The organism is Acinetobacter sp. ACNIH2 (assembly GCF_002934965.1).
Classification (GTDB): Bacteria; Pseudomonadota; Gammaproteobacteria; order Pseudomonadales; family Moraxellaceae; genus Acinetobacter; species Acinetobacter tandoii.
Genome location: NZ_CP026412.1, coordinates 1,533,003 through 1,556,418, shown reverse-complemented (window position 1 = coordinate 1,556,418; position 23,416 = coordinate 1,533,003). Strand labels below are relative to the sequence as shown.

Here is a 23,416-nt window from a genome sequence, read left to right as displayed (position 1 = left end):
TGCTCCTTAACGCCCCAAATATTTTTCAATCACGTCTTCATTGGCTTGCACTTCTGCCAGCGTTCCTTCTGCCAAAATCGCCCCTTGTGCCAAGACCGTGACTTTTTCACTGATGGTGTCGATAAAACTCATATCATGTTCAACCACCACCAAGGTGTGCTCTTTTTTTAGTTCCAGACACAGTTCCGCAGTTCGCTCTGTTTCCGCATCCGTCATACCTGCCACAGGTTCATCCAGTAGAATCAGTTTTGGGCGTTGCATCAGCAACATGCCAATTTCCAGCCATTGCTTTTGACCATGAGACAACAAACCCGCAGGTTTCTTAACCAATTCTTTTAAACGAATCTGTTCAAGGGTTTGATCCAGTGCAATCTGCACCTCTGCATCCAATTTGCTGAAAAAGCTTTTTTTCACCCGTTTATCTTTGGGTGCAGCCAATAGTAAATTTTCCAGTACAGTAAAGTTTTCAAATACGGTGGGTTTCTGGAATTTACGCCCAATGCCTGACTCGGCAATTTGTTCGGTACTCATTTTGGCCAAATCATAGGTTTGTCCAAAAAAAGCTGAACCTTCCGTGGGGCGAGTTTTCCCTGTAATCACATCCATCAATGTGGTTTTACCTGCTCCATTCGGACCAATAATGCAGCGTAACTCACCTTGTTCGATATATAGCGACAAATCATTGAGGGCCCGAAAAGAATCAAACCAGACACTGACTTTTTCTAAATACAGGGCGATCCCGTGGCTAAAATCGGCACCTTGTTCTTTTGGTCGCCCATAGCCTTCTGAAGCATGTCCACCATGCGGCTGAATGATTTCGCTCATGCATCATGCTCCTTTTTAAAACGGTCAAACAGACCAATTACCCCTTTGGGTAGGAATAAAGTCACCACAATAAATAAACCACCCAAAATTAGTAGCCACGCTTCTGGATAAGCCACAGTGAAATAAGTTTTCACAGCATTAATTAAACCCGCGCCTAAAATAGGACCGATTAAAGTGCCACGTCCACCTGCTGCCACCCAGACCGCCATTTCAATGGAGTTCACAGGGTTCATTTCACTTGGATTAATAATGCCTGCTTGCGGGACATAAAGCGCCCCCGCGATACCTGCAATGACCGCAGACAAGACCCAAGCCGAAAGTTTGTACCAAAGGGTACGGTAGCCCAAATATTGCAGGCGGTTCTCGCTGTCACGAATCGCACCCAGCACCCGACCATAAGGTTGATTCATTAAGTAACGTAGGCCCAAATAGCACAGCAGCAACACCAATGCCGTTAAAAAGCACAGGGTTGAGCGCATGGATGCCGAGGTAATGTCCATGCCCAAAATAGTTTTAAAACCTGTGAAACCATTATTGCCACCGAAGCCTGTTTCATTGCGGAAAAACAGTAATGCTGCAGCAAAAGTCATAGCTTGGGTGATGATAGAGAAATACACGCCTTTAATTTTGGAACGAAAAGCGAAGAAGCCAAAAATGAACGCGATTAAACCTGGAACCAACACCACCAAAATCAAAGCCCACAGAAAATGTTCCGTGCCGACCCAATACCACGGCAATTCAGTCCAGCTAAGAAAACGCATGAAATCGGGCAGTTCTGACCCCGCCGATTCACGCATCAAATACATACCAAACGCATAACCGCCAAGGGCAAAATATAGTCCATGCCCCAAGCTTAAAATGCCTGCATAGCCCCAGACCAAATCTAAAGCCAATGCCACGAGTGCAAGACACATGATTTTGCCAATCAAGGTGACCCAATAAGCGGAAAGATAGAATGCCGATTCAACGGGTAATAGATGTAACCACGGCACAATTAGCATCACTGCGAAACACATTGCAATACTCAAAGTGCCATAGGACTTTGTTGTGATGTTCGAGGTACGCTCTGAATTTTCCGCAAATAAAGTTGTAATTTTCATCTGGTTTACTCCACAAAACGCCCTTTCAGAGCAAACAAGCCTTGTGGACGTTTCTGAATAAACAGAATCACAAGCACCAATAGAAGAATTTTGGCCAGTACTGCACCTAAACCAATTTCTAGGACCGTACCACTGATCCCTAGCCCCAAGGCAGCCAGTACAGCACCCCACACTTGTCCAACACCGCCAACCACAACCACCAAGAAGGCATCAATAATATAATTTTGCCCCAAATCTGGACCGACATTGCCCACTTGTGCCAAAGCACAGCCGGCCAAACCAGCTAAACCAGAACCTAAACCAAACGCCAACATATCAATGCGTGCCGAACGAATGCCCACCGCACGCGCCATCTGGCGGTTTTGCGTCACAGCACGAACAAATAAACCAAAGCGGGTTTTATTCAAGAGATAGACCAACAGCAAGAGTACTGCGACGGTAAAGACAATGATGGCAATGCGGTTATATGGCAGCATTAAACTTGGCGTTAAGGAAATACCACCTGAAAGCCATGCAATATTGGAAACTTCGACATTTTGTGCACCAAAAATCATCCGCACCAGTTGCATTAAAATCAGGCTGACCCCAAAGGTCGCCAGCAAAGTTTCCAGTTGTCTGCCATATAAGGGACGAATCACGGTGCGTTCAATCAACATACCAATTAAGGCACTCACCAAAAAGGCAGCGGGAATCGCGACCAGTAAGTACCAATCCACATATTGACCTAAATGGGTTTTAAAGAGGCTTTGCACCACATAAGTGGTATAGGCACCAATCATGATCAACTCGCCATGCGCCATGTTGATCACGCCCAACAGACCATAAGTAATGGCTAGACCCAATGCCGCCAACAGCAAAATACTGGCGGTACTGAGTCCTGAAAAGACATGCCCCGCCCACTCACTGGCTTGTAATCGAGTTTTAATACTGCTCTTTGCAGCCTGCAAAGCTGCTTCAAGTTCAGGATTTAAGTTTGCTTGACTGAGTTCTTGTTCAATCACGGCTAAGACACCGGGACGATCCGATGCAGATAAAGTCTGCACAGCCTGTAGCTTGACCAAAGCATCAGGGCTGCTGAAATCCATACGCGCTTTCAACTGTTGCAAACGTGCTTTGACTTTATTGTTTTGTTCTTGCAGATAGAGTTGACGAATCCAGACTGGATCAAGTTCGTCTAAATTATTTTCTAAAATATCAATGGCGTCTAAACGTTGTTTCGTTTCATCCGACTTCAATTTCATTTTGGCTTGCCCAAAACTGAGTGCTTTACGTAACGTATTCACCAAAGTAACTTGAGACAAATCGGCAGGCCACGTACTCAGCTCTTGCATGGCAGGATATTGATACAACTTCTCATCATTTTTTAAGATATAAGTTTGACCTGCACTATCTCGATACAGTTCATTTTGATCAATATACGCCACCAACTGATCGAGGCTTTCAATACTGGCAGGCCATTGGTTTAACATGGCACGACGTTGAGCAAAATCAGCTTTAACAAAACGCTGAATCGGATCAGCCTGCTGAACTTGCAGTTGTGCATCCTGTACAGAAGTTTCGGCCCAAACAGGATGGAAGAATACTTGTAGGCATGCGCAAAATAGCGCCAGAAAATAGCTCTTAATCGACATGAAAAAACTCCCCCTCACAAGGCCAATGGTCGGTTATCGGGATAAATAAAACGAAAAAACCTGCTGCCATCACAGCAGGTTGAGGGGAATTATTTTGGAATGTACGGGCTCCAAGGCTCCGCTTTAATGGTACTGGCCGTTTTATACACCACATCAAACTGCCCATCGCCACGAATCTCACCAATCATCACAGGCTTATGTAAATGATGATTGCTTTCATCCATTTTTAGGGTGTAGCCCGATGGTGCAGCAAAGGTTTGACCTGCCATGGCATTCCGAACTTTATCAACGTCGGTTGTACCTGCTTTTTCTACCGCCTGCTTCCACATGTTAATCCCGACATAAGTCGCTTCCATTGGGTCATTGGTCACCAATTTATTTGCATTTGGTAGTTTATATTCCACTGCATACTGCTTCATTTTGTTCACGAATTCAGTATTTTTCGGATTTTTCACCGACATGAAGTAATTCCATGCCGCCAAATGACCCACCAATGGCTTGGTGTCGATACCACGTAATTCTTCTTCACCCACCGAGAACGCCATGACTGGAATATCCGAGGCTTTAATGCCCTGATTGCCCAATTCACGGTAGAACGGCACATTCGAGTCACCATTAATGGTGGAAATCACCGCGGTTTTCTTGCCCGCGGCAAATTTCTTGATATTGCCTACAATGGTTTGATAGTTGCTATGACCAAATGGTGTGTACTCTTCCATAATGTTGGCGTCGGCAATCCCTTTCGACTTTAAGAAGGCACGTAAAATTTTGTTGGTGGTACGTGGGTAAACATAATCGGTGCCTAACAATACAAAGCGCTCCGCTTTGCCCCCCTCCTCACTCATCAAGTATTCCACGGCTGGAATCGCTTGCTGATTCGGCGCTGCACCTGTATAGAAAATATTTTTCGACTGCTCTTGTCCCTCATACTGTACGGGGTAGAACAACAGACCATTTAGCTCTTCAACCACAGGCAAGACGGATTTACGCGATACCGATGTCCAACAGCCAAAAATCACCGCCACTTTATCCTGAGTCATTAACTGACGGGCTTTCTCTGCAAACAGCGGCCAGTCTGAAGCAGGGTCAACCACCACAGGTTCTAATTTTTTACCCAATACCCCGCCATTGGCATTAATTTCGTTAATCGCCATCAATGCCGTATCTTTCAGCGAAGTTTCAGAAATGGCCATAGTGCCTGACAAAGAATGTAAAATTCCCACTTTAATGGTATCGCCACTGGCTACGGGTGCTTTGGTTTCAGATGCGGCTGGTTCGCTTTTTTCTGCGGGTTTTGAACAACCTGTTAATGCCATACTCCCTGCTATCGCCGCCGCCAGAAGGGTTTGAGTCAATAATTTTTGTTGGAACATCTTCAGTTCTCCAAGCATTTTATGTTTTTTGGTTATGTCTGCCCTGAGTATTCAATTTCCATGCCAATTGAATAACATATTGTTTTTATTATATTAAATTATAAAATTTGATTTATTTTGTTAATCTTGTATACATCATTGCATACAAAAAATGCTTGCCGACCTAAAATGATGCAAATGTATTCAGCTTTCCCTCATAGGATTTATTGATAAAGAAATGCTTTTGATTCTTAAAAATAGCTTTACTCTCCTTGCCAATATTGCGCTAAAGCTTCCAAGATGTCTGGATAGTGATAAACCTCATCTGGTTCATCCAGTAAGAATAAAAGATAAGATCTGACAGCAGAGCGCTGCTCAGCGTTGAATAAGCTAAATTTTCTGTCCGTATGAGGATCTAGTTGTGTTAGCGTAAAAATTAAGTCAAATCGATACTCATCATTTAAACTTGCCAATAAAAAGGCAGGCAAATGAAACAACATACCCTGAGCATCAAAAAAAGATAGGCTACTGTTACAGCGATTCAAATCATCAATCGAAATATTTTTCCAATTTAATTTTTCATCTTTAGCACGATAAGCCAAGCACTGTGCTTGGCTGGCATAATCATCTATCCCTTGTGCCTGATATAAGCCAACACCCTCTTGTAAGGTGACTCCAGCAAAAGCACTACAAATCTTTTGTTTCACTTGCTCTAACTCTTGCCAGCGTGGCAAGAGTTCTTCAGCCTCTATAATTGTGATCAGATCATAGCCATTTTTACGCATTTCCTGAATATCATCAGGTGAAGGATACTTTCTCATCAGACCGCAATATCTGCCAGATTGCCTTTTTGCTCTAACCAATGTTTACGGTCACCTGAACGCTTCTTGGCCAACAATTTATCCAATAAGCTCGCAGTGAAATGACTATCGTCTAAATCCAATTGCACTAGACGACGGGTATTCGGGTCCATCGTGGTTTCACGTAATTGGCTGGCATTCATTTCACCCAAGCCTTTAAAGCGGGTAATTTGCGGATTCTTGGTTTTGGCTTTTTTCAGAATCGACTCAAGCTCATCTTCATCTAATGCATAATGCACGTCTTTACCATCGTCAATACGGAACAGCGGTGGCATGGCTACATATAAATGCCCTTCTTCCACCAAAGTTGGAAAATGCTTCACAAATAGCGCGCACAACAACGTGGCAATATGTAAACCATCCGAATCGGCATCCGCCAAAATACAAATCTTGCCATAACGCAGTTCAGATAAATCATCACTGCCTGGATCGACCCCAATCGCGATCGCAATATCATGTACTTCCTGAGAGGCCAATACTTCATCGGAAGAGACTTCCCAAGTATTTAAAATCTTACCGCGAATTGGCATGATGGCTTGGAAATTTTTATCACGTGCCTGTTTGGCTGAACCACCCGCAGAATCGCCTTCCACAATAAACAGTTCTGAATCTTCTCGGGTTTGCCCGACACAATCCGCCAATTTCCCCGGTAAAGCAGGTCCCGACACGATTTTCTTACGCTCTACTTTTTTCGCAGCTTTTAAACGACGACCTGCTTTGGAAATCGCCATTTCTGCCAGTTGCATGGCAATTTCAGAATGCTGGTTCAACCACAATGCAAAAGCATCTTTGGCAATATTTTGTACAATACCCGCAGCTTCACGACTGGAAAGTCGCTCTTTAGTTTGTCCTGAAAATTGTGGTTCTTGGAATTTCAGCGACAAAATATAGTTGACGCCATCCCAAACATCTTCCGCAGACAGTTTCAAGTTACGTGGCAATAAGTTACGTAGCTCACAGAACTCACGTAAAGCATCCGTGACCCCTGAACGCAAGCCATTGACATGCGTTCCGCCTTGCGCAGTCGGAATCAGGTTAACGTAACTTTCTTGAATTTGCTCACCACCTTCTGCATTCCAGCAAATGGCAAATTCTGCACTGGCACGTTCAGCATCTCCTGTAGCGACAAATGCAGGTGCAGGCACTATCTCACGGTCTTCCAGCTCGTCCATTAAGTAATCGACCAGACCATTTTCAAATTGCCATTCAATTTTCTCGTCGTTGATTTCATCAACGTAGATAATTTGTAGCCCTGCTGCTAAAACTGCCTTGGCTTTTAAATTATGTTTGAGCGCTTTTAGGGCAAATTTAGGTGAATCGAAATATTTCGCTTCTGGCCAAAAACGCACCAAAGTCCCTGTAGCACGTTTAGGTGCTTTACCCTCTAAAACGTTTAAAGGTGCAACAGGTTCACCCTGCGCAAATGCCATTTGGTAAAGGTTACCCTGACGCTGTACTTCTACTTCTACACGGGTCGATAAAGCATTTACTACCGAGATACCCACACCATGCAAACCACCCGAAAACTGATAGTTATCGGTACTAAATTTTCCGCCCGCATGCAGTTTGGTTAAAATAATTTCAATCCCGCTTTGCCCATATTCAGGATGAATATCCACGGGCATTCCGCGACCATTGTCCGCAACAGCCAAGGAGCCATCTTTATATACTGTCACCGTAATTTTATTGGCGTGCCCCGCCAGCGCTTCGTCCACCGCATTATCAATGACTTCCTGAGCCAAATGGTTCGGACGAGATGTATCGGTATACATCCCCGGACGACGACGGACAGGGTCCAAACCAGATAAAACTTCAAGCGATTGAGCGGTATATTGAGACACGTTGTACGATTTCCTTATAATCTGGAAGACGAAAAAAATTGTAAAATCATGGGGATTTTAGCAGCAAAATCATCCATGGCATGGTTGCCATGCGCTTCGGTCATGACCCATGCGCGAGGCTGCTGCGACGCATAATAACGTTCCGCTTCACGATAATCTAAAACATCGTCGCCTTGTTGTAATAACACCAACACTTTGTCTGCTTGCTGAACATTTGGCACAGCAATCTGTTCTAAATAGTCCAATTGTGCCTCATCTAAGATCCATTCAGGATGAACCTGATAAGGTAACTGTTGTTGCCCAAATAAATCACGGAACAGTTGCCATGGTCGCATAGCGGGGTTAATCAAAACAGCGGGCAGAGCATGCCTTGCGACCAATTGTGTCGCATAAAAGCCCCCCAGACTACTGCCGATCAAAGCGACATCTGGATAGTTCTGCACCAAATCCTGTAACACTTGCAGGGCTTGCTCAGGCGGCATATTTAAGTCGGGCACATGGACAGTCAATTCATCATCTTGCGCACAATACTGTTGTAACTGCTGTGCTTTGATTGATTTTGGACTACTTTGAAAGCCATGGATATAAATAATATTCATATTTTCTGGTTACGTAGGTTATTCCCGTCATCCATTTTTCATCTTTCTGACGCAGGATTATTCTAAATTCGTCGAAAGCCTCGAATTGTTAGACAAAATAAGCCCTATTTCATGATATTCATCGGTATTTTAAAATTATTCGAGTGGTACTCGATATGATGAAAACTGAAAAAAGTTATACCTCTATCTTAATCAAAATGAAAGCGTTGAGATGAGACAAACAAAGCATCAAGGATAACAACAAATGCCGAGTTTAACACCGCTGCATGAAACTTATTGTAAATGGGACCGCACGCCACCCAGCCAAGCCGACTTACTGGAAGGTCTAGCCCAATTACTCAGTACGCCACTTAACAATGTGGTGCAAGATTTTATGCGTACTATTCAGCGGGAAATCTTCTCAAGTATTTTTGGTCTTGATGAACAAGAATTCAAAAATTTGCAAAATCGACCACAAATTGCTCGGTTTAACCGCTTAAGCATGAGTTTGTTGGAAAATTATGGACATTATCTTTTAGCGCCAGGCCTACGCCAAATTATTGAAAAATACCCAAAACTACATGAAAAACCACTTACTCCGACGCTGCATTTTTTAGTCGGTGCGGTGAATGGCGTCTTGGGTGACTATTTGCTGAAATATCATAATCCGATGGCACTACCGATGGTGCTCTATGATCACTACGGTGAAATCCAACGTGGAGATTTATCGGGTCGGGTGGTCCTTTTTGTGCATGGTTTGTGTATGAACCATCTTGACTGGACCAACCGCAATAATGGCGGTTTTGGAGAAAAACTGCTAGCACAACGGGACCACAACACCATGTTGTATTTAAACTACAACACAGGACGTCGTATTTCAGCCAATGGACGCAGCCTCGCCAATACCTTAGAAGATCTGATTCAGCGTAACCCGCGCATTACCAGTCTTGATATTATTGGACATAGTATGGGCGGACTGGTTGCTCGCAGTGCTTTGTTCTATGGCAAACAAAATATGCATCAATGGCTGCACATGGTCGAAAATTTAGTTTGTCTAGGCTCTCCACATCATGGTGCGGTACTGGAGCGATTTGGTTTTGCAGTTCAAGAAAAATTGGGGCGCTTTCCGATTGTGAAATTGGTCGGGCATCTGGTGAATATTCGCAGTAATGGTATTTTAGATTTACGTTATGGCAGTGTACGCGATGACGATTGGGAGCATAATGAAGCACGGATTGGTTTCTTTGACGATAACCGTAAACCTGCTCCCCTACCTTCACATATCAATACCTATTTGGTCGCGGGCACACTCGAATTTGAACACCGTAAAAACAAAACCCTAAAAGTAATTGGCGATTATTTAGTCAGTGTAAAAAGTGCCTTAGGTGAACATCCCAATCCGCGTTTTCAATTGAAATTGCCCGAATCACATAAAGCCATTTTTTACGGTCTGAATCATTTAGAAATTCAATATCACTCCAGCGTGGCAGAACAAATTGTGCATTGGTTCTATCCTGAAAAAGCACAACATCACCAACTGCATGCACATGAACATATAATTGGTTTAGATGATTTTGAAGGCATTGCCCTGACCTGAACCACATAAAAAAAGCCAACAACTGTTGGCTTTTTTATCTCTATTGGACAAAGTCGCTATTATTTTTTCGCTTTCGCTGCGGTTGGATAACGACGCACCAATTGCCACAGACTCACCACGGTCAATACCACGAAAAATAACAATGACCATACAGGTAAGGACTGACCCAAGAATGTCCAGTCAATCACTGCACACTCACCTGAACCCGTCAGCACTTGCGCCAAGACGCTTTTCAGCGGCAAGGCATCAATCAGATAATTTAGTCCTGGACCACAGCTCGGCACCTGATCGGGCGGCAAATTCTGTAACCAAACATGGCGTGCTGCAACACCTGCCGACCATAAAATAGACAAGCTACCGAGTAAGGCATAAATGCGTTTTCCCACCGTAGACTTTGGATTATGAATCAACGCAATCAGGGAAATAAAACCTAACCCAATTAAACCCACACGCTGAAAGACGCACAATGGGCATGGAGACAAACCTTGGACATGTTCGAGATACAGCGCAAACGCCATACCCACAATACTGGCAATCACTAAAAACCCGCTCACGAAGCGAAAACTCCATTGCATGGTCAAACCTCTTAATTTTTATCGATAATGTGCAAGATATTCGTCAAAACTGATGTCAGTATCTTGTTCAAGTTGTTGTTGCTGTTGTAGCGATGTCTGTGCCAGTTCATCAAAATAGGCCTGTGTTTCAGGGTTTAATTGATGCTGTTCATACACTGCCGCATGTTGTTGAGCCATCACGCTACCAAAATTCCACGTTCCACCATGGGTCAAAGTATCTGCGATCACCTGTGCTGAAAGGGTATGATCAACCTCATCAATACGTTGTTGCATCAGTTGTAAAGCTTGAACATACAACTGCGTGGTATTGGCTTGATCTAGCAATTCTGCGAAGGGTTGCATCGCATCCAGATGTTTTTGACACCAAGCTTCAATCTGGTAATCCTGTCCATCTTCCACAATGTGTGCATTCGGTGCACGCCCCCGATTGACCACTTCAGCCTGATTCTGTTCAATCTGCTCTTGCTCAGCATCTAACAACGCAGGACTGTCTTGTAATAAACAATACAATGCCAAGACTTCCAGAAAACCAGCGCTGCTTTCATCAATCCCAATCGGACTATACGGATTCACATCCACCGCACGCAGCTCGACATAGCCCACACCACGATTCGCTAAAGCTTCCGAAGGCGTTTCACCTGCCTGAGGCACCTGCTTTGGTCGCACTAGACTGTAGTACTCATTTTCAATTTGCAGGACATGGTCATTAATTTGGGTTGGCTCACCTTGCGCATCATTTAACCCTAAACGGCTAAAGTCTGCATACGGAGTTTTGACCGCTTTTTGTAAACCGTCTAAATAGCCCTGAATGTCATTATAGTGAATGCCAAGTTGCTTCTGCGCTGAATTCTGATAACCAAAACGTCCCATGCGCAAAGCAGTGGCATAAGGCAAATATAAGGTCCCTTTTAACAACGGCAGCAAATGATGCTCACGCCCCGTCATAAAGCATTTACACACTGACGGGCTCGCACCCAGCAAAAACATCACCAACGGCGTTAAACGAATAAAATTGCGAATTAAGCCAAAATAACGATGGCTACGGTAATCTTGTGCAGAGAGTTGGCGTAAATGAGGATCGGTTTCTTGTTGTTGTAAGGCGGCAAATAAGCTGTCTGGGAAGGATAAATTATAATGTACCCCAGAAATGGTCTGCATACGGCGACCATAACGAATGCCTAAACCATGACGGTATAAGGTCTTGAAACGGCCAATATTGGAGCTGCCATATTGTGCCAAACGAATGTTGTCTTCCTCGTTGTCCAACATACAAGGCATCGACAAAGGCCAAAGTCTTTCTTCGTTCTCTAAGTGACGATGCACCACAGCATGAATATCGGTCAAATAAGACAAGGTTTTGGCAATACTGTCTTGTGGAGGGGTAATAAACTCCATCAAGGCTTCTGAATAATCGGTGGTGATATGCGGATGGGTCAATGCCGATCCTAAAGCTTTAGGATGATCGGCCTGCGATAAAAAACCATTACTTTGCATACGCAAACTTTCACGTTCTATACCACGCAACATCCCTTGTAACAGCGAAGAATCCACCCAAGTCGGAAGTACAGCTTGAGAGGTCGATTCGGGTTGATTCATTATCATCTCGCTTTTTGGAAGAACTACTAGAATAAAATCATCAGTTTATATCAGTCTACTGTGATTTGATGCCACCACATGACACGCTGTCTATTTTTCAAACAGATTCGCAACATTTGCTGCTTCTGTCAAAAAGATCCACTAAATCAGATCAGTAGCATTAATATGGGTAACATCGCTTATGTTCAACGGGTCAATATAAAAATTTCTGAAAAAGTGCACCTATTGCGGCAATTTTTTATCACAAAGTTACTCTATAAGACACCCAAAAAATATGATTTTATGGAAGAATAAGTGCTAAGGATCTGTAATAAAAATGAATTATCAGGATATTTTAAACTTTTGGTTTGCCCCCGAAACCCAACCGCACTGGTTTGCCAAAAGCAGCGAATTTGATCGAATGTTAGCAGAAAAGTTTGGCCAGATACATCAGCAAGCTGCTTTAGCTGAACTGTGGGAATGGCGTCAACAGCCTGAAGGGCGTCTTGCCGAAGTGATTATTCTAGATCAATTTTCCCGCAATTTATTTCGTGATCAAGCACAGGCCTTTGCGCAAGATGGACTTGCGTTAGGGTTGGCACAAGAAGCCATTTTAGGTCAACATGACTTAAAACTTAGCCCAGAACACCGTTATTTCTTATATATGCCTTTTATGCACAGTGAGTCGCAACGTGTACATGAATTTGGGTTAAAATTATTTGAACAATTAGGACATCCGATTGCCTTAGAATTTGAACGACAACATAAAGTTATTATTGACCGATTTGGACGCTATCCACACCGAAATCACATTCTAGGACGATCATCTAGCGCTGAAGAATTAGAATTTTTGACACAACCGAATAGTCATTTTTAACCCTGAGTGGCGTGTCTTCTTTCTCCCCTATTTCATCAGCAGTCTGCGGAGTATAAACATGAAAACTAAGCTTATTGCCCTGACACTTCTCACACTTGCACTGGCGGGTTGTGCTTCTACACCATCCAAACCTCGAACCTTTGATCAGTTGGGACGGTTTAATACCTATCCCATGAATACGCAGACCTATCGGATCAGTTTTGAAGCCGACCCTAATATGAACTATGGGGTCGCGGAAGAAATTACCTTGGTCAAGGCAGCTCAAACTACAGTCAAAAATGGCTTTCGTTATTTTAAAGTCCTAGATGACCCCAGTAATTTGACCAATAAACCACCTCGTCAAGCGGTGGTGTATCGCTCACCGTCTTTTTACCCTTATGGTTACCATCCACGTGGCTATTACCGCCACTATCCAGGATATTGGCCTGACCCATTCTACGACACACCACAGGTGGTGAATATTGACCCTGTGCAAGTCTCGTATACCATTGAGTGTTTTAAAGAAAAAGACAAAGTACCTAGCGATGCTTTTGATGCCACACTCATCTTACAGTCTTTGGGAAAAAAATATGGACTGACCTCTACAGGCGAGGTCATTCAACCACAACCCGAAGTATCTGCTCCAACCCAAAAATAAGATTAGGACAATTCTATGCATGTAGCGACCACCAGTTCTGAAAGCTTGCAACGAAGTAAACGCTTCGCAAATATTGCTTTATTGCTGGCGGTCATGACATGGATTGTGCTCATGGTGCTCGCCAAATTCATGCCCGAGTATGCATGGCTGATTCATATTTTCATGTTGTCTGCAGAAGCTGGTGTTGTCGGTGGGTTGGCAGACTGGTATGCCATCACCGTATTGTTCCGCAATCCTTTTGGCAAAATGCCAATTCCCAATTTTTTGCGTGACCATACCGAAATTATTCCACGTAACAAGGCGCGTATTGCCGAGTCTATGGGGCGTTTTGTCCAAGAGAATTTTCTTTCCCCTCAAGTGGTCGAACGCAGTCTCAAGAATATCGACTTGAGTCTGGCAGTGGGTCAATGGTTAGCCAATCCTCACAACAACACGCAAGTCACGCAAGTGATTCAGCAAACCGTCCCGAAAATCTTTGACTTTGTTGGGCAAGAGCAGATTGGTCGCTTTATCCAAAACAATAGTGTGCAATGGGTGCGCAATACCAATATCAACATGCTGGCCAGTGAAATGCTGCGTGCGGTGATTGAAAATGACTTCCATCAAGATGTATTACAACGTGGCCTCGATATCGTACATGACTGGATGATTAACCATCCAGAGCAAACCCGCGAACTCACGCAAAAGCTGTTTAAAGAACTGGGCGTCTCCAAACTCGCCAAAGGCGCCAGTTGGATTGGCATTGATGTACAACAACGCACCATTGACTCACTGATTGAACGAGTCGAATCCATGCTCGCCAATCCAGAGCATCCTTGGCGACAACAGATTGAAGAAACGGCCCAAGAACTGATGCTGCAATTGACCGATCGGAACAGTGTTGCAAGCCAACGCTTAAATCAAGGTAAAGATGCCTCACTAGATAGCCCTCAAGTGCTGAATTTTATTCGCGGTGCGGTAGTGATTTTATGTGATGCCATCAAAGCAGATTTGATGCAGCCTGATTCAGGTATTGCAGCCAACCTACGCGTGGCAATTCAACAGGTTGGAGAGAATATCATTGCCAATCAGGCTGTTCGCCAGTTATTAAATGATCGCATGAGCGGTTTGGCGGTTAATTTGAGTGATCAATACAGTGAAAAAGTGATTCGTTTTATTAGCGAACGCATTCATGAATGGGACTCACGCGAGATGATTGGTAAAATTGAAAATGAGGTCGGTGGCGACCTGCATATGATTCGCGTGAATGGCGTGGTGGTGGGTGCCTTTATTGGTCTCGCACTGGGGATTATTCGTGCTGTGGTCGATTATTTGCTCTAGTTTACGACACGGTTCAGACAAAGAAAAAATAGATTTAAACTTGTACAAACCTTGCAACATGCTAAATTAAATCGGTTTATTCTTCCTTGAGTCTGCGGTCATGCTTAAAATTCATTCCAAACTTCCTGCCCAAGGAGTCACGATTTTTAGCCAGATGACTGCCATGGCACAACGGCTGAATGCACTCAATTTATCACAGGGCTTTCCAGACTTTGCTCCCCCGCAAGCCTTGGTTGAAGCCTTAAGCCATGCGACCTTACACGGTTCCAATCAATATGCAGCAGGCGATGGTTTACTCAGCCTACGCCAACAAGTCGCGCAACAATTTCTACAGCGCGATCAACTACAGATCGATCCCATCCATGAAATCACCATTACACCTGGGGCGACCATCGCCTTATTTAGTGCCATTCAAGCCATTGTGAATGCGGGTGATGAAGTCATTGTGTTTGATCCGAGCTATGACAGCTATGCGCCAAGTATTGCCTTGGTCGGCGCTAAAGCAATTCATATTCCTTTAGTTGCACCGCATTTCCATGTGGACTGGAACCGAGTTGCCAACGTAATTAATGCCAAAACCCGCATGATTATTGTCAATACACCACATAATCCAACGGGGGCGATTTGGTCCAAGCAAGATTGGCAACAGCTGATTCAACTGATCCAAAATCGCAATATTGTGGTGCTCTCAGACGAAGTCTATGAACACTTGGTATACGATGGACAACAGCACTACTCGGCCTTGTCTTTTCCAGAGCTACGTGAACGGTGTTTTGTCGTCGGTTCATTCGGAAAAACCTTCCATGTGACGGGTTGGAAAACAGGGTATTGTGTAGCTGCCCCTGAGTTGATGCGGGTCTTTCGTCAAGTTTATCAATTTGCCAATTTTTGTGGGGTCACTCCAGTTCAAGCCGCTTTAGCACAGTACATGCAAGAACATCCTGAACATATTCAGCAGCTTGCTTATTTTTATCAGCAGAAACGTGATTTATTCAATGCGAGTTTAGCAGCTTCCCGATTTACATTGACGCCATCTCAAGGCACCTATTTCCAAAATTTGGATTATCGTGCAATTCGCCCCGATTTGAATGATGTTGACATGTGCCACTTCCTTGCAGAACAGCATGGCATTGTGGCGATTCCCATTTCCGTGTTTTACCAGCAACCACCTGAAGATTTAAAACTAATTCGCTTCTGCTTTGCCAAAACCGAACAGACCTTGACCCAAGCCACCCAAATTCTCAGTACGGTATAAAGCCAATCCAAGCGTAAAAAACAACTGATGAAATATGGCTTTGCTTACTGAAATACATCCATTTTTTCTATGCTAACTGTGCTAGGGTAAGCTGAAACAATACGATAAAAAAGAGCACAGGATCATCTATGTCGGCACACAACCCTTTGGTGCAACATCAAAAGCTATGGAAAGCATTTTTTATTTTCCTGATGCCGTTGATTGCCACCAATATTCTGCAAAATCTATCAGGGACAATTAATACGGTCTTTGTCGGGCAGATGATGGGGGTACAAGCGATTGCCGCAGTGGCGGTATTTTTTCCGATTTTGTTCTTTTTAATGGCCTTTGTGATTGGTTTGTCCGCAGGTTCAACCGTACTGATCGGACAGGCATGGGGTGCACAGAATATAGAAAAAGTGCGGGCGGTGGTTGGCTCGACCCTATTTATGACCCTGATTGGTGGAAGCATGATTGCCTTATTAGGGGTAGTATTTTCCCGCCATGTGTTATTGGCATTGGGTACGGATGAAGCCGTCATGCATTTGTCCTTGCCTTATGTGCAGTGGATGCTCGCAGGTAGCCCTTTATTATTTATCTATATTATTTATACCTCCATTTTACGCGGTGTGGGCGATAGCACTACCCCTTTAATCGCTTCAGGCATGACCATTTTAGTAGGCCTTTGCGTGACTCCTGTCTTGATTGCAGGCTATTGGGGCTTTCCTCGACTGGGAATTGTTGCACCTGCGATTGCATCTACCCTAGGTTTTGTTTCTGTTCTCATTTTCTTATATTTTTATCTGGGCTATAAACGACATCCACTTCGACTCGACGTGCAGATGCTGCGTCATATTCGTTTTGACCGCCAACTGTGTCAAATTATTTTACGCCTCGGTATTCCAACTGGGATACAAATGGTCACGACTTCGGTTGCTGGTTTGGTGATTGTAGGATTAGTCAATCGTCATGGTGCTGATGCGACTGCTGCCTATGGAGCTGTGAATCAGGTTCTGAATTATATTCAGTTTCCTGCACTTTCGATTGCGATTGCTGCATCGATTTTTGCCGCTCAAGCGATTGGCGCTGGAAAGTCAGAATTACTCTCCAAAGTTACACGTACCGCACTCGGGATGAATATTGCGATTACAGGATTATTGGTGGTCTTGGGCTATTTATTTTCAAAATATCTGATGGCACTTTTTATTACAGATCATGCTGTAGTCGAACTGGGTCAACAGCTTTTATTTATTGTGTTATGGTCCATTTTATTCTTTGGTGCCAGCGCAATTTTCGCTTCGATTATGCGTGCCAGTGGTACCGTCACCGTTCCGATGATCATCAACATTGTTGCCATTATTGCTATTGAAGTTCCCTGCGCTTATTTATTTAGTGACTGGTGGGGACTGCAAGGTATATGGTATGCCTATGCGCTTGCCTTTGTGTGCTTATGTGTGATGCAAGGTCTGTATTACCAATTCGTCTGGAAAAAGAAAACCGTAGAAAGTTTAATTTGATAAACCATACATAAAAAAGCAGGTGTTGATCTGAAGATCGACACCTGCTTTTTATTTACTCTGCTTGTTATTTAAAACGCTTGCTGAATGACGTCGCCATAGCCGTCACTTTTTGATAGCCTGTTGGCAAAATACGCTGAATCAGATCTAAAGATTTTGCATCATTACCAATCAAAACACGACGCTTATCCTTTTGTACCGCAGCTAAAATTTGACGTGCAGCTTCTTCTGGTGGAATACGTAATAACTTGTTAAATGCACGTGCCGATTTTTCTGGATTCATCCCCAAGCTACGCAAGCTGTCATTCATACGCGCATCATTGGCAATATTGGTGCGAATACCACCTGGATGTACACACAACGCACTAACGCCACAATTTTCAATATCCAGTTCCTGACGTAGGGATTCAGTAAAACCACGAACCGCAAATTTGGTGGCATTATAAGCCGATTGGGTGGGTTGAGCCGTTAAACCGAATAAGCTAGAAATGTTGATGATATGACCATCGCCTGTTTGCTTAATCAATGGTAAAAACTCTTTGGTTCCGTAAACGACGCCCCAGAAATTAATCCCCACAATCCATTCCAGTTCATCATAACTCGCACCTTCTACTGTCGAGCCCAACGCCACCCCAGCATTGTTAAAAATCATATTGACTGAACCATGATTTTGTACCGTTTCTTCTGCCCAAGTACGCATGGCTTCACGGTCAGATACATCTAGTTTTTTGGTGGTCACTCGTACATTGCTGTCTTTGAGTAATTCTACGGTTTTTGCCAAACCTTGCTCATTAATATCACTTAAAGAAAGGTGACAACCTTGTTGAGCTAAAAGCAATGCCAACTGTTGACCAATCCCTGAACCCGCACCTGTTACAGCGGCGACTTTATTGTTAAATGTTTTCATTTTCTTTCCTTATTGGTTCCTAAGGCGGTATGACAAAGCTACCCCCATTCTTTTATGCATAATGCGAAAGACTCTCTCAATATAAATTTGACAATAATCATTGTCAATAAATGTCTGACGAATCTCCTTTGAGCCGAATCCTGCGTTTAATTTAGGCATTTGCAACAATTGTTGTTAAACTATAAGCGGTCTTTGCTACGTTTTATCTTTATGACTTATTCCAATACCAACGATGCAGGAAAAAATAACCAACCGTTAAAAAATAAAGAACGCCAGTTTAAAGGGTTGTCTTTGACTGAACGTCAGCAGGCACGCCGTGAAAAACTCATCGAGGCAGGTATTGAAGTTTATGGCACCCATGGTTTTTTTGCCGTCACGGTCAAAGATATTTGCAATGAAGCCAAACTGACCGAACGCTATTTTTATGAATCCTTTAAAAAGAGTGATCAACTCTTCCAAACCATCTTTTTAAAACTGATTGATGAACTGCAACAAAATGTCATGCAAGCGATTATGCAAGCCTCAAACAGTCATGAAAAAATGGTCGATGCTGGCTTAACCGCCCTACTTACCACGCTTAAAGATAACCCACGTATGGCACGTATTATTTATATCGATGCTATGCTGGTACAAGAACTGCATAACCAAGCCACCATTCACGAAACCATGTTGCGTTTTGACCGTATGATTCATGCTTTTGTCATGTTAATGATGCCGAATATCCCGCATTCAGAACGTGAAATTTCATGGGTTTCTACAGGCTTAAATGGTTATGTTACCCAGATTGCGATTCGTTGGGTCATCAGTGGCTTTAAACAGTCTATGGAAGATGTATTGGCATCATGTCGAGTGGTTTTTTTAGCTCTACTCGAATCATTTTCTGAGAAAAAAAATTAAATTACAGCAATTTAATTTTTACAAAAGAATTGAACCAGATTTTAAGGCAGCCATTAAGTTTGTCTAAAATTGTTCACGAATTCGACTAAAAATTGTCACAAAACTTTGCGAAAATTGGGATTCTGCCCTATTCTGCAATGATACTGTCATAATTAATCTTTGTAATAAGCCTGTCATAAATAAAAAACGGCCTACCGTTATCATCAATAGGATATTGCGTTGTGAAAGATGACTACATACTAATCGTCGATGACGAACTTCCAATTCGAGAGATGATTCATACCTCTTTGGATATGGCAGGCTTTCAATGCTTACAGGCAGAAGATGCAAAACAGGCGCATCAAATGATTGTCGATCAACGCCCAGCGTTAATTCTGCTCGACTGGATGATGCCTGGTGGTGTCAGCGGTGTCGATCTCTGTCGTCGCCTTAAACGCGATGAAAATTTATCTGAAATTCCTGTGATTATGCTCACTGCACGCGGAGAAGAAGACCATAAAGTCCAAGGTCTCGATGCAGGTGCAGATGACTACATGACCAAACCTTTTTCGACACGCGAATTGGTATCGCGCATTAAAGCTGTTCTGCGTCGCGCCAATGCTCTGAGTGGAGAAAAAACCATTGATGCCAATGGTTTATTGCTTGACCCAGTCAGCCAACGCGTGAGTTTTGGCAATAATATTCTAGAAATGGGTCCAACTGAATATCGTTTATTGGCCTTCTTCATGACACATCCTGAGCGTGCTTATACCCGTGCGCAACTGCTTGATCAAGTTTGGGGTGGAAATGTCTATATTGAAGACCGTACTATTGATGTCCATATTCGCCGTTTACGCAAAGTCTTAGAACCCTATGGTGCAGACCGTTTTGTTCAAACCGTGCGTGGAACGGGTTACCGCTTCTCCACTCGTGCTGATGTAGCTTTAGGTTAATTTTAGTTTTATGTATGAACCCTACCCTGTCCCCGAACTGGCGCGTGAGCATCAAAAATTCCGTTACAGCAGTTTATGGATATTTGCCAAACAAGATTTACGTTTACTGGTTTTTCTATTGCTGATTGCAAGCTTGATCGGGTTTGGCATCGGGTATTTTTGGGTTTGTATTTTTACTGCTTTTACCATTTTCTTCGGTTTCCAACTGCGCTCTTTGTACTTGGTCAATGAATGGATTTCTAACCGTCCTTATGATGTTCCGCCCAATTTAAATGGCATCTGGGGAGCATTATTATTTAATGTCTATCGTGCACAGCGCCAAGAACGTATTGTTCAAGCCGAAATGGTTGGCTTGATTGACCGTGCACAATCCTCTTTGGTGGCACTGGCAGAAGCCGTGGTGTTAATTGATGAGTCACATCAAATTGAATGGTGGAATCCCGCGGCAGAAAAATTATTGGGCATTCAGGCGCTAGATCGTGGTCGCAATATTATGACCATTCTACGCCAGCCGAGTTTTATTGAATATTTCAAACAAAGCGATCAAATCCCTGATGGGATTAAAATGAAATCCTCAGTGTTTGAAGATCATTACGTACAAATCAAAATGACTCGCTTTGGCGGTGAAAGCCGTCTTTTAGTAGCATATGATGTGACTCGGATGCATAACTTGGAGCAAATGCGTAAAGATTTTGTCGATAATATTTCACATGAATTACGTACGCCTTTAACAGTACTAAGTGGTTATATTGAAACCTTTACCGATCAAGAAGATTTAAACCCACGTTGGAAGCGTGCGTTTGAGCAAATGCAGGCACAGACTAAACGTATGAATGCCTTGGTCAATGACCTCTTGCTGTTATCCCGTTTGGAAAATAATAAGCAAATTGCCAAAAACCAGATTATTGAAATGCCAAGCCTGATGAATCAGTTATTCGATGATGCGCAGGCCTATAACGTGGATTATGGCCATACCCTGAATTTGGACATCGACAGTCATTGCGACCTCATTGGTTCAGATACCGAGTTGGCCAGTGCGTTTAGCAACCTCATTACCAATGCGATTAAATACACCCCAAAAGGCGGTACCATTACCATGGGTTGGCATGATGATGGCGAACATGGTTATTTCACGGTTGAAGATACGGGTATTGGTATTGATCCGAAACATTTGCCACGCTTAACCGAACGCTTTTATCGTGTAGATAGCGCACGTAGTCGTCAAACAGGTGGAACGGGTTTAGGACTGGCAATTGTGAAACACGTACTGATGCAGCACAATGCACATTTAGAAATTGAATCCAAAGAAAATCAAGGCTCGACTTTTAAAGTTGTATTTCCCAAAGAACGCCTGTACCACTTGAGCTAAAAATTGTTTTACTCAGCAATGATTATTATATGATTTAAAAAATAAGGATTGAGATGGTTGCATCTAACAACCATCTCAAAGCCATCATTACAGGGTATGCCCCAATGCTTCGCCCATCACTACTGTCGAATTGGCTTTAAACTGGGCATCCCACTGCATTTTATTTTGTTCAAACAAGACAATTGCCGTCGAACCTAAGTAAAAACGTCCTAGCTCTGCACCTTTTTCAAGGAATAGATTGTGCTGGTTCAACTCTAAACGCCCCGTCGGTTTCACTTTGCCTGTCGCAACCGTTTCGATGCCTGCCACAATCATCGCACCGACTAACACCACTGCCATACGCCCCAATTCGGTATCGAACAGGCACACCATACGCTCATTACGTGCGAACAAACCTGGAATATTTTCAGCCGTTGTCTGGTTCACAGAGAACAATTCACCAGGTACGTATAAGGTTTCTGTGAGCGTACCTGCAAACGGCATATGTACACGGTGATAATCACGCGGAGATAAATATACCGTAGCAAATTCACCGTGTTTGAATGGCTCTGCTAATTGAGGATCCGCAATCAGTTTTTCAACCGAAAAACTTTGCCCTTTGGCTTGAAACACTTCACCAGACTCAATATGCCCCAATTGTGAAATTGCCCCATCGGCAGGAGACACGATGCTTGTCTCATCGGCATCAATCTCACGTACACCCTCTTGCAAAGCTCGGGTAAAAAATTCATTGAATGACTTGTATTTCAACGCATTTTTTTGCTCTGCAATTGACATATCAATGCCATATTGCGCTTTAAATGCAGAAATTGCCGTGTTTTTAATCAATGGATGTTCACTGGCAGCAATCTTACCTACCACACGCGAGAGTTGATGTTGTGGCACAACACGTTGCGCCTGAATAAAGAATTGTTTTGTTAAACGCGAGGTGAGGCTCAAGACGGTAACTCTCCAGTAACGATTGGACTATCGAGGCGATTGCCCCATTCACTCCACGCACCATCATAAGCTCGAATATTCCAACCCAATACACGACCCAAAATATAAGCCAAACCTGAACGATGATGTGACTGACAGTACACCACGACAGGTTCTTGTAAATTGAAACCTTGTTGTTCTAAGCGTTGTTGTGTGCGTTCTAAAGCATGCAATTTTAAATGATTTTCACGGTTAAGTGCAGTACTCCATTCAAAATGGCGCGCATTTGGAATATGACCACCGCGTCGTGCTGCTAATCTTAAACCCGTATATTCATCTTCAGTTCGACAATCCCAAAGCTGAATGGCCTGTTGCTGTACCAAAGACAACAACTCGGGATATTCAATACGGACTTGATCTTGTGCAGCCAAATTGACTTGCACTAAGGATTCTACAGGAGCGAATTGCTCCTGTTCTGAAGTCGTGGGCAAACCTTGCCCTAACCATGCATGAATACCGCCATTGAGCAGCGAGGTATTATAAAAACCCAAGCAATGCAAATTCCAGATCAATCGCCCAGCCCAAGCGCCACCTTCATCGTCATAAACCACCACATGATGTTCAGGACTAATATTTAAATACTGAATCAGTGCCTGCAAACCTTCAGCATGAGGTAACAAGCCCGTTGCATTTTCTTCTTGACGCAACAACTGCGCGGGTTTAAGCGGAATCGCATGTGGAATATGCAACTGCTCATAGACTGAACTTCGACTTAAATCCACAATACGTAATTTTTCATTGTCTAAATGTGGAAGTAGCTCTTCCACCTCGATTAATAAACCCAAATTTAGCGTAGATTCCGTCATCTTTTTTA

At 43.4% G+C, this 23,416-nt stretch carries 21 protein-coding genes; 9 read left to right on the top strand and 12 right to left on the bottom strand.

Annotated features, from left to right (window positions below; genetic code table 11):
- Window positions 1-6: 6 nt before the first annotated feature.
- From urtD to C3F34_RS07240, 7 genes are all read right to left on the bottom strand, one after another.
- The gene (gene urtD / locus C3F34_RS07270) at window positions 7-825 is read right to left on the bottom strand and encodes an urea ABC transporter ATP-binding protein UrtD (RefSeq protein WP_104441328.1); all 819 of its coding nucleotides are present in this window, start codon (window positions 823-825) and stop codon (window positions 7-9) included.
- Window positions 822-1,925 (bottom strand): urea ABC transporter permease subunit UrtC, encoded by a 1,104-nt coding sequence (urtC, locus tag C3F34_RS07265; RefSeq protein WP_104441327.1) that lies wholly within the window; start codon window positions 1,923-1,925, stop codon window positions 822-824. The genes urtD and urtC overlap by 4 nt, the downstream gene beginning before the upstream one ends.
- A gap of 5 nt (window positions 1,926-1,930) precedes the next feature.
- The gene (gene urtB / locus C3F34_RS07260) at window positions 1,931-3,556 is read right to left on the bottom strand and encodes an urea ABC transporter permease subunit UrtB (protein ID WP_104441326.1); all 1,626 of its coding nucleotides are present in this window, start codon (window positions 3,554-3,556) and stop codon (window positions 1,931-1,933) included.
- Between the two features lie 89 nt (window positions 3,557-3,645).
- Window positions 3,646-4,929: an urea ABC transporter substrate-binding protein gene (urtA, locus tag C3F34_RS07255; RefSeq protein ID WP_044738859.1), complete on the bottom strand. Its 1,284-nt coding sequence runs from the start codon at window positions 4,927-4,929 to the stop codon at window positions 3,646-3,648.
- A gap of 242 nt (window positions 4,930-5,171) precedes the next feature.
- A complete protein-coding gene (locus C3F34_RS07250) occupies window positions 5,172-5,729 on the bottom strand; it encodes a DUF6714 family protein (RefSeq protein WP_052662051.1) in 558 nt (185 codons plus the stop codon).
- A complete protein-coding gene (parE, locus tag C3F34_RS07245; RefSeq protein WP_044738858.1) occupies window positions 5,729-7,609 on the bottom strand; it encodes a DNA topoisomerase IV subunit B in 1,881 nt (626 codons plus the stop codon). Before parE ends, C3F34_RS07250 begins: the two co-directional genes overlap by 1 nt.
- A gap of 14 nt (window positions 7,610-7,623) precedes the next feature.
- A complete protein-coding gene (locus C3F34_RS07240; protein ID WP_044738857.1) occupies window positions 7,624-8,208 on the bottom strand; it encodes a YqiA/YcfP family alpha/beta fold hydrolase in 585 nt (194 codons plus the stop codon).
- 244 nt (window positions 8,209-8,452) lie between these two features.
- On the opposite strand from C3F34_RS07240, the gene C3F34_RS07235 reads away from it, so the two are divergent.
- Window positions 8,453-9,784 carry an alpha/beta fold hydrolase gene (locus tag C3F34_RS07235; RefSeq protein WP_104441325.1) on the top strand — a complete coding sequence of 444 codons (1,332 nt, stop codon included), beginning with the start codon at window positions 8,453-8,455 and terminating at the stop codon, window positions 9,782-9,784.
- Between the two features lie 59 nt (window positions 9,785-9,843).
- Here the strand turns inward: C3F34_RS07235 and C3F34_RS07230 are convergent, their stop codons facing one another.
- Together C3F34_RS07230 and gshA are read right to left on the bottom strand one after the other, a co-directional pair.
- Window positions 9,844-10,359, bottom strand: coding sequence for a disulfide bond formation protein B (locus tag C3F34_RS07230; RefSeq protein WP_104441324.1), 516 nt, complete (start codon window positions 10,357-10,359; stop codon window positions 9,844-9,846).
- A gap of 18 nt (window positions 10,360-10,377) precedes the next feature.
- The gene (gshA, locus tag C3F34_RS07225; protein ID WP_104441323.1) at window positions 10,378-11,955 is read right to left on the bottom strand and encodes a glutamate--cysteine ligase; all 1,578 of its coding nucleotides are present in this window, start codon (window positions 11,953-11,955) and stop codon (window positions 10,378-10,380) included.
- 316 nt (window positions 11,956-12,271) lie between these two features.
- Between gshA and C3F34_RS07220 the strand changes: the two genes are divergently transcribed.
- The 5 genes from C3F34_RS07220 to C3F34_RS07200 all read left to right on the top strand — a co-directional run bounded on the left by C3F34_RS07220 (window position 12,272) and on the right by C3F34_RS07200 (window position 17,519).
- Window positions 12,272-12,811 carry a DUF924 family protein gene (locus C3F34_RS07220; protein WP_104441322.1) on the top strand — a complete coding sequence of 180 codons (540 nt, stop codon included), beginning with the start codon at window positions 12,272-12,274 and terminating at the stop codon, window positions 12,809-12,811.
- Window positions 12,812-12,869: 58 nt separating this feature from the next.
- A complete protein-coding gene (locus C3F34_RS07215; protein WP_104441321.1) occupies window positions 12,870-13,448 on the top strand; it encodes a CC0125/CC1285 family lipoprotein in 579 nt (192 codons plus the stop codon).
- A 15-nt stretch (window positions 13,449-13,463) separates the two neighbouring features.
- Window positions 13,464-14,768 carry a DUF445 domain-containing protein gene (locus C3F34_RS07210; RefSeq protein ID WP_104441320.1) on the top strand — a complete coding sequence of 435 codons (1,305 nt, stop codon included), beginning with the start codon at window positions 13,464-13,466 and terminating at the stop codon, window positions 14,766-14,768.
- A 100-nt stretch (window positions 14,769-14,868) separates the two neighbouring features.
- Window positions 14,869-16,023 carry a methionine aminotransferase gene (locus C3F34_RS07205; protein ID WP_044738850.1) on the top strand — a complete coding sequence of 385 codons (1,155 nt, stop codon included), beginning with the start codon at window positions 14,869-14,871 and terminating at the stop codon, window positions 16,021-16,023.
- 128 nt (window positions 16,024-16,151) lie between these two features.
- Window positions 16,152-17,519: an MATE family efflux transporter gene (locus C3F34_RS07200; protein WP_044738849.1), complete on the top strand. Its 1,368-nt coding sequence runs from the start codon at window positions 16,152-16,154 to the stop codon at window positions 17,517-17,519.
- A gap of 67 nt (window positions 17,520-17,586) precedes the next feature.
- On the opposite strand, the gene C3F34_RS07195 is transcribed toward C3F34_RS07200, so the two are convergent.
- Window positions 17,587-18,426 (bottom strand): SDR family NAD(P)-dependent oxidoreductase, encoded by an 840-nt coding sequence (locus C3F34_RS07195; protein ID WP_044738848.1) that lies wholly within the window; start codon window positions 18,424-18,426, stop codon window positions 17,587-17,589.
- A 210-nt stretch (window positions 18,427-18,636) separates the two neighbouring features.
- Here C3F34_RS07195 and C3F34_RS07190 point away from each other — a divergent pair, with 210 nt between their 5' ends.
- The 3 genes from C3F34_RS07190 to phoR all read left to right on the top strand — a co-directional run bounded on the left by C3F34_RS07190 (window position 18,637) and on the right by phoR (window position 21,624).
- Entirely contained in the window at window positions 18,637-19,323 is a 687-nt protein-coding gene (locus C3F34_RS07190) for a TetR/AcrR family transcriptional regulator (protein ID WP_044738847.1), read from the top strand.
- A 221-nt stretch (window positions 19,324-19,544) separates the two neighbouring features.
- The gene (phoB, locus tag C3F34_RS07185) at window positions 19,545-20,255 is read left to right on the top strand and encodes a phosphate regulon transcriptional regulator PhoB (protein ID WP_016168882.1); all 711 of its coding nucleotides are present in this window, start codon (window positions 19,545-19,547) and stop codon (window positions 20,253-20,255) included.
- Between the two features lie 10 nt (window positions 20,256-20,265).
- Window positions 20,266-21,624, top strand: coding sequence for a phosphate regulon sensor histidine kinase PhoR (phoR, locus tag C3F34_RS07180; RefSeq protein WP_016168883.1), 1,359 nt, complete (start codon window positions 20,266-20,268; stop codon window positions 21,622-21,624).
- Window positions 21,625-21,711: 87 nt separating this feature from the next.
- Here the strand turns inward: phoR and asd are convergent, their stop codons facing one another.
- Together asd and C3F34_RS07170 are read right to left on the bottom strand one after the other, a co-directional pair.
- Complete coding sequence (asd, locus tag C3F34_RS07175) at window positions 21,712-22,563, bottom strand: archaetidylserine decarboxylase (protein WP_016168884.1); 852 nt, start codon at window positions 22,561-22,563, stop codon at window positions 21,712-21,714.
- Window positions 22,560-23,408, bottom strand: a complete 849-nt coding sequence (locus tag C3F34_RS07170) for a sulfurtransferase (RefSeq protein WP_104441319.1) — start codon at window positions 23,406-23,408, stop codon at window positions 22,560-22,562. Before C3F34_RS07170 ends, asd begins: the two co-directional genes overlap by 4 nt.
- Window positions 23,409-23,416: the final 8 nt, after the last annotated feature.

Bases quoted from the DNA above. Each gene is read 5' to 3' on its own strand.
- urtD (WP_104441328.1), bottom strand. From the start codon at position 825: ATGAGCGAAATCATTCAGCCGCATGGTGGACATGCTTCAGAAGGCTAT.
- urtC (WP_104441327.1), bottom strand. From the start codon at position 1,925: ATGAAAATTACAACTTTATTTGCGGAAAATTCAGAGCGTACCTCGAAC.
- urtB (WP_104441326.1), bottom strand. From the start codon at position 3,556: ATGTCGATTAAGAGCTATTTTCTGGCGCTATTTTGCGCATGCCTACAA.
- urtA (WP_044738859.1), bottom strand. From the start codon at position 4,929: ATGTTCCAACAAAAATTATTGACTCAAACCCTTCTGGCGGCGGCGATA.
- C3F34_RS07250 (WP_052662051.1), bottom strand. From the start codon at position 5,729: ATGAGAAAGTATCCTTCACCTGATGATATTCAGGAAATGCGTAAAAAT.
- C3F34_RS07240 (WP_044738857.1), bottom strand. From the start codon at position 8,208: ATGAATATTATTTATATCCATGGCTTTCAAAGTAGTCCAAAATCAATC.
- C3F34_RS07235 (WP_104441325.1), top strand. From the start codon at position 8,453: ATGCCGAGTTTAACACCGCTGCATGAAACTTATTGTAAATGGGACCGC.
- C3F34_RS07230 (WP_104441324.1), bottom strand. From the start codon at position 10,359: ATGCAATGGAGTTTTCGCTTCGTGAGCGGGTTTTTAGTGATTGCCAGT.
- gshA (WP_104441323.1), bottom strand. From the start codon at position 11,955: ATGAATCAACCCGAATCGACCTCTCAAGCTGTACTTCCGACTTGGGTG.
- C3F34_RS07220 (WP_104441322.1), top strand. From the start codon at position 12,272: ATGAATTATCAGGATATTTTAAACTTTTGGTTTGCCCCCGAAACCCAA.
- C3F34_RS07215 (WP_104441321.1), top strand. From the start codon at position 12,870: ATGAAAACTAAGCTTATTGCCCTGACACTTCTCACACTTGCACTGGCG.
- C3F34_RS07210 (WP_104441320.1), top strand. From the start codon at position 13,464: ATGCATGTAGCGACCACCAGTTCTGAAAGCTTGCAACGAAGTAAACGC.
- C3F34_RS07205 (WP_044738850.1), top strand. From the start codon at position 14,869: ATGCTTAAAATTCATTCCAAACTTCCTGCCCAAGGAGTCACGATTTTT.
- C3F34_RS07200 (WP_044738849.1), top strand. From the start codon at position 16,152: ATGTCGGCACACAACCCTTTGGTGCAACATCAAAAGCTATGGAAAGCA.
- C3F34_RS07195 (WP_044738848.1), bottom strand. From the start codon at position 18,426: ATGAAAACATTTAACAATAAAGTCGCCGCTGTAACAGGTGCGGGTTCA.
- C3F34_RS07190 (WP_044738847.1), top strand. From the start codon at position 18,637: ATGACTTATTCCAATACCAACGATGCAGGAAAAAATAACCAACCGTTA.
- phoR (WP_016168883.1), top strand. From the start codon at position 20,266: ATGTATGAACCCTACCCTGTCCCCGAACTGGCGCGTGAGCATCAAAAA.
- C3F34_RS07170 (WP_104441319.1), bottom strand. From the start codon at position 23,408: ATGACGGAATCTACGCTAAATTTGGGTTTATTAATCGAGGTGGAAGAG.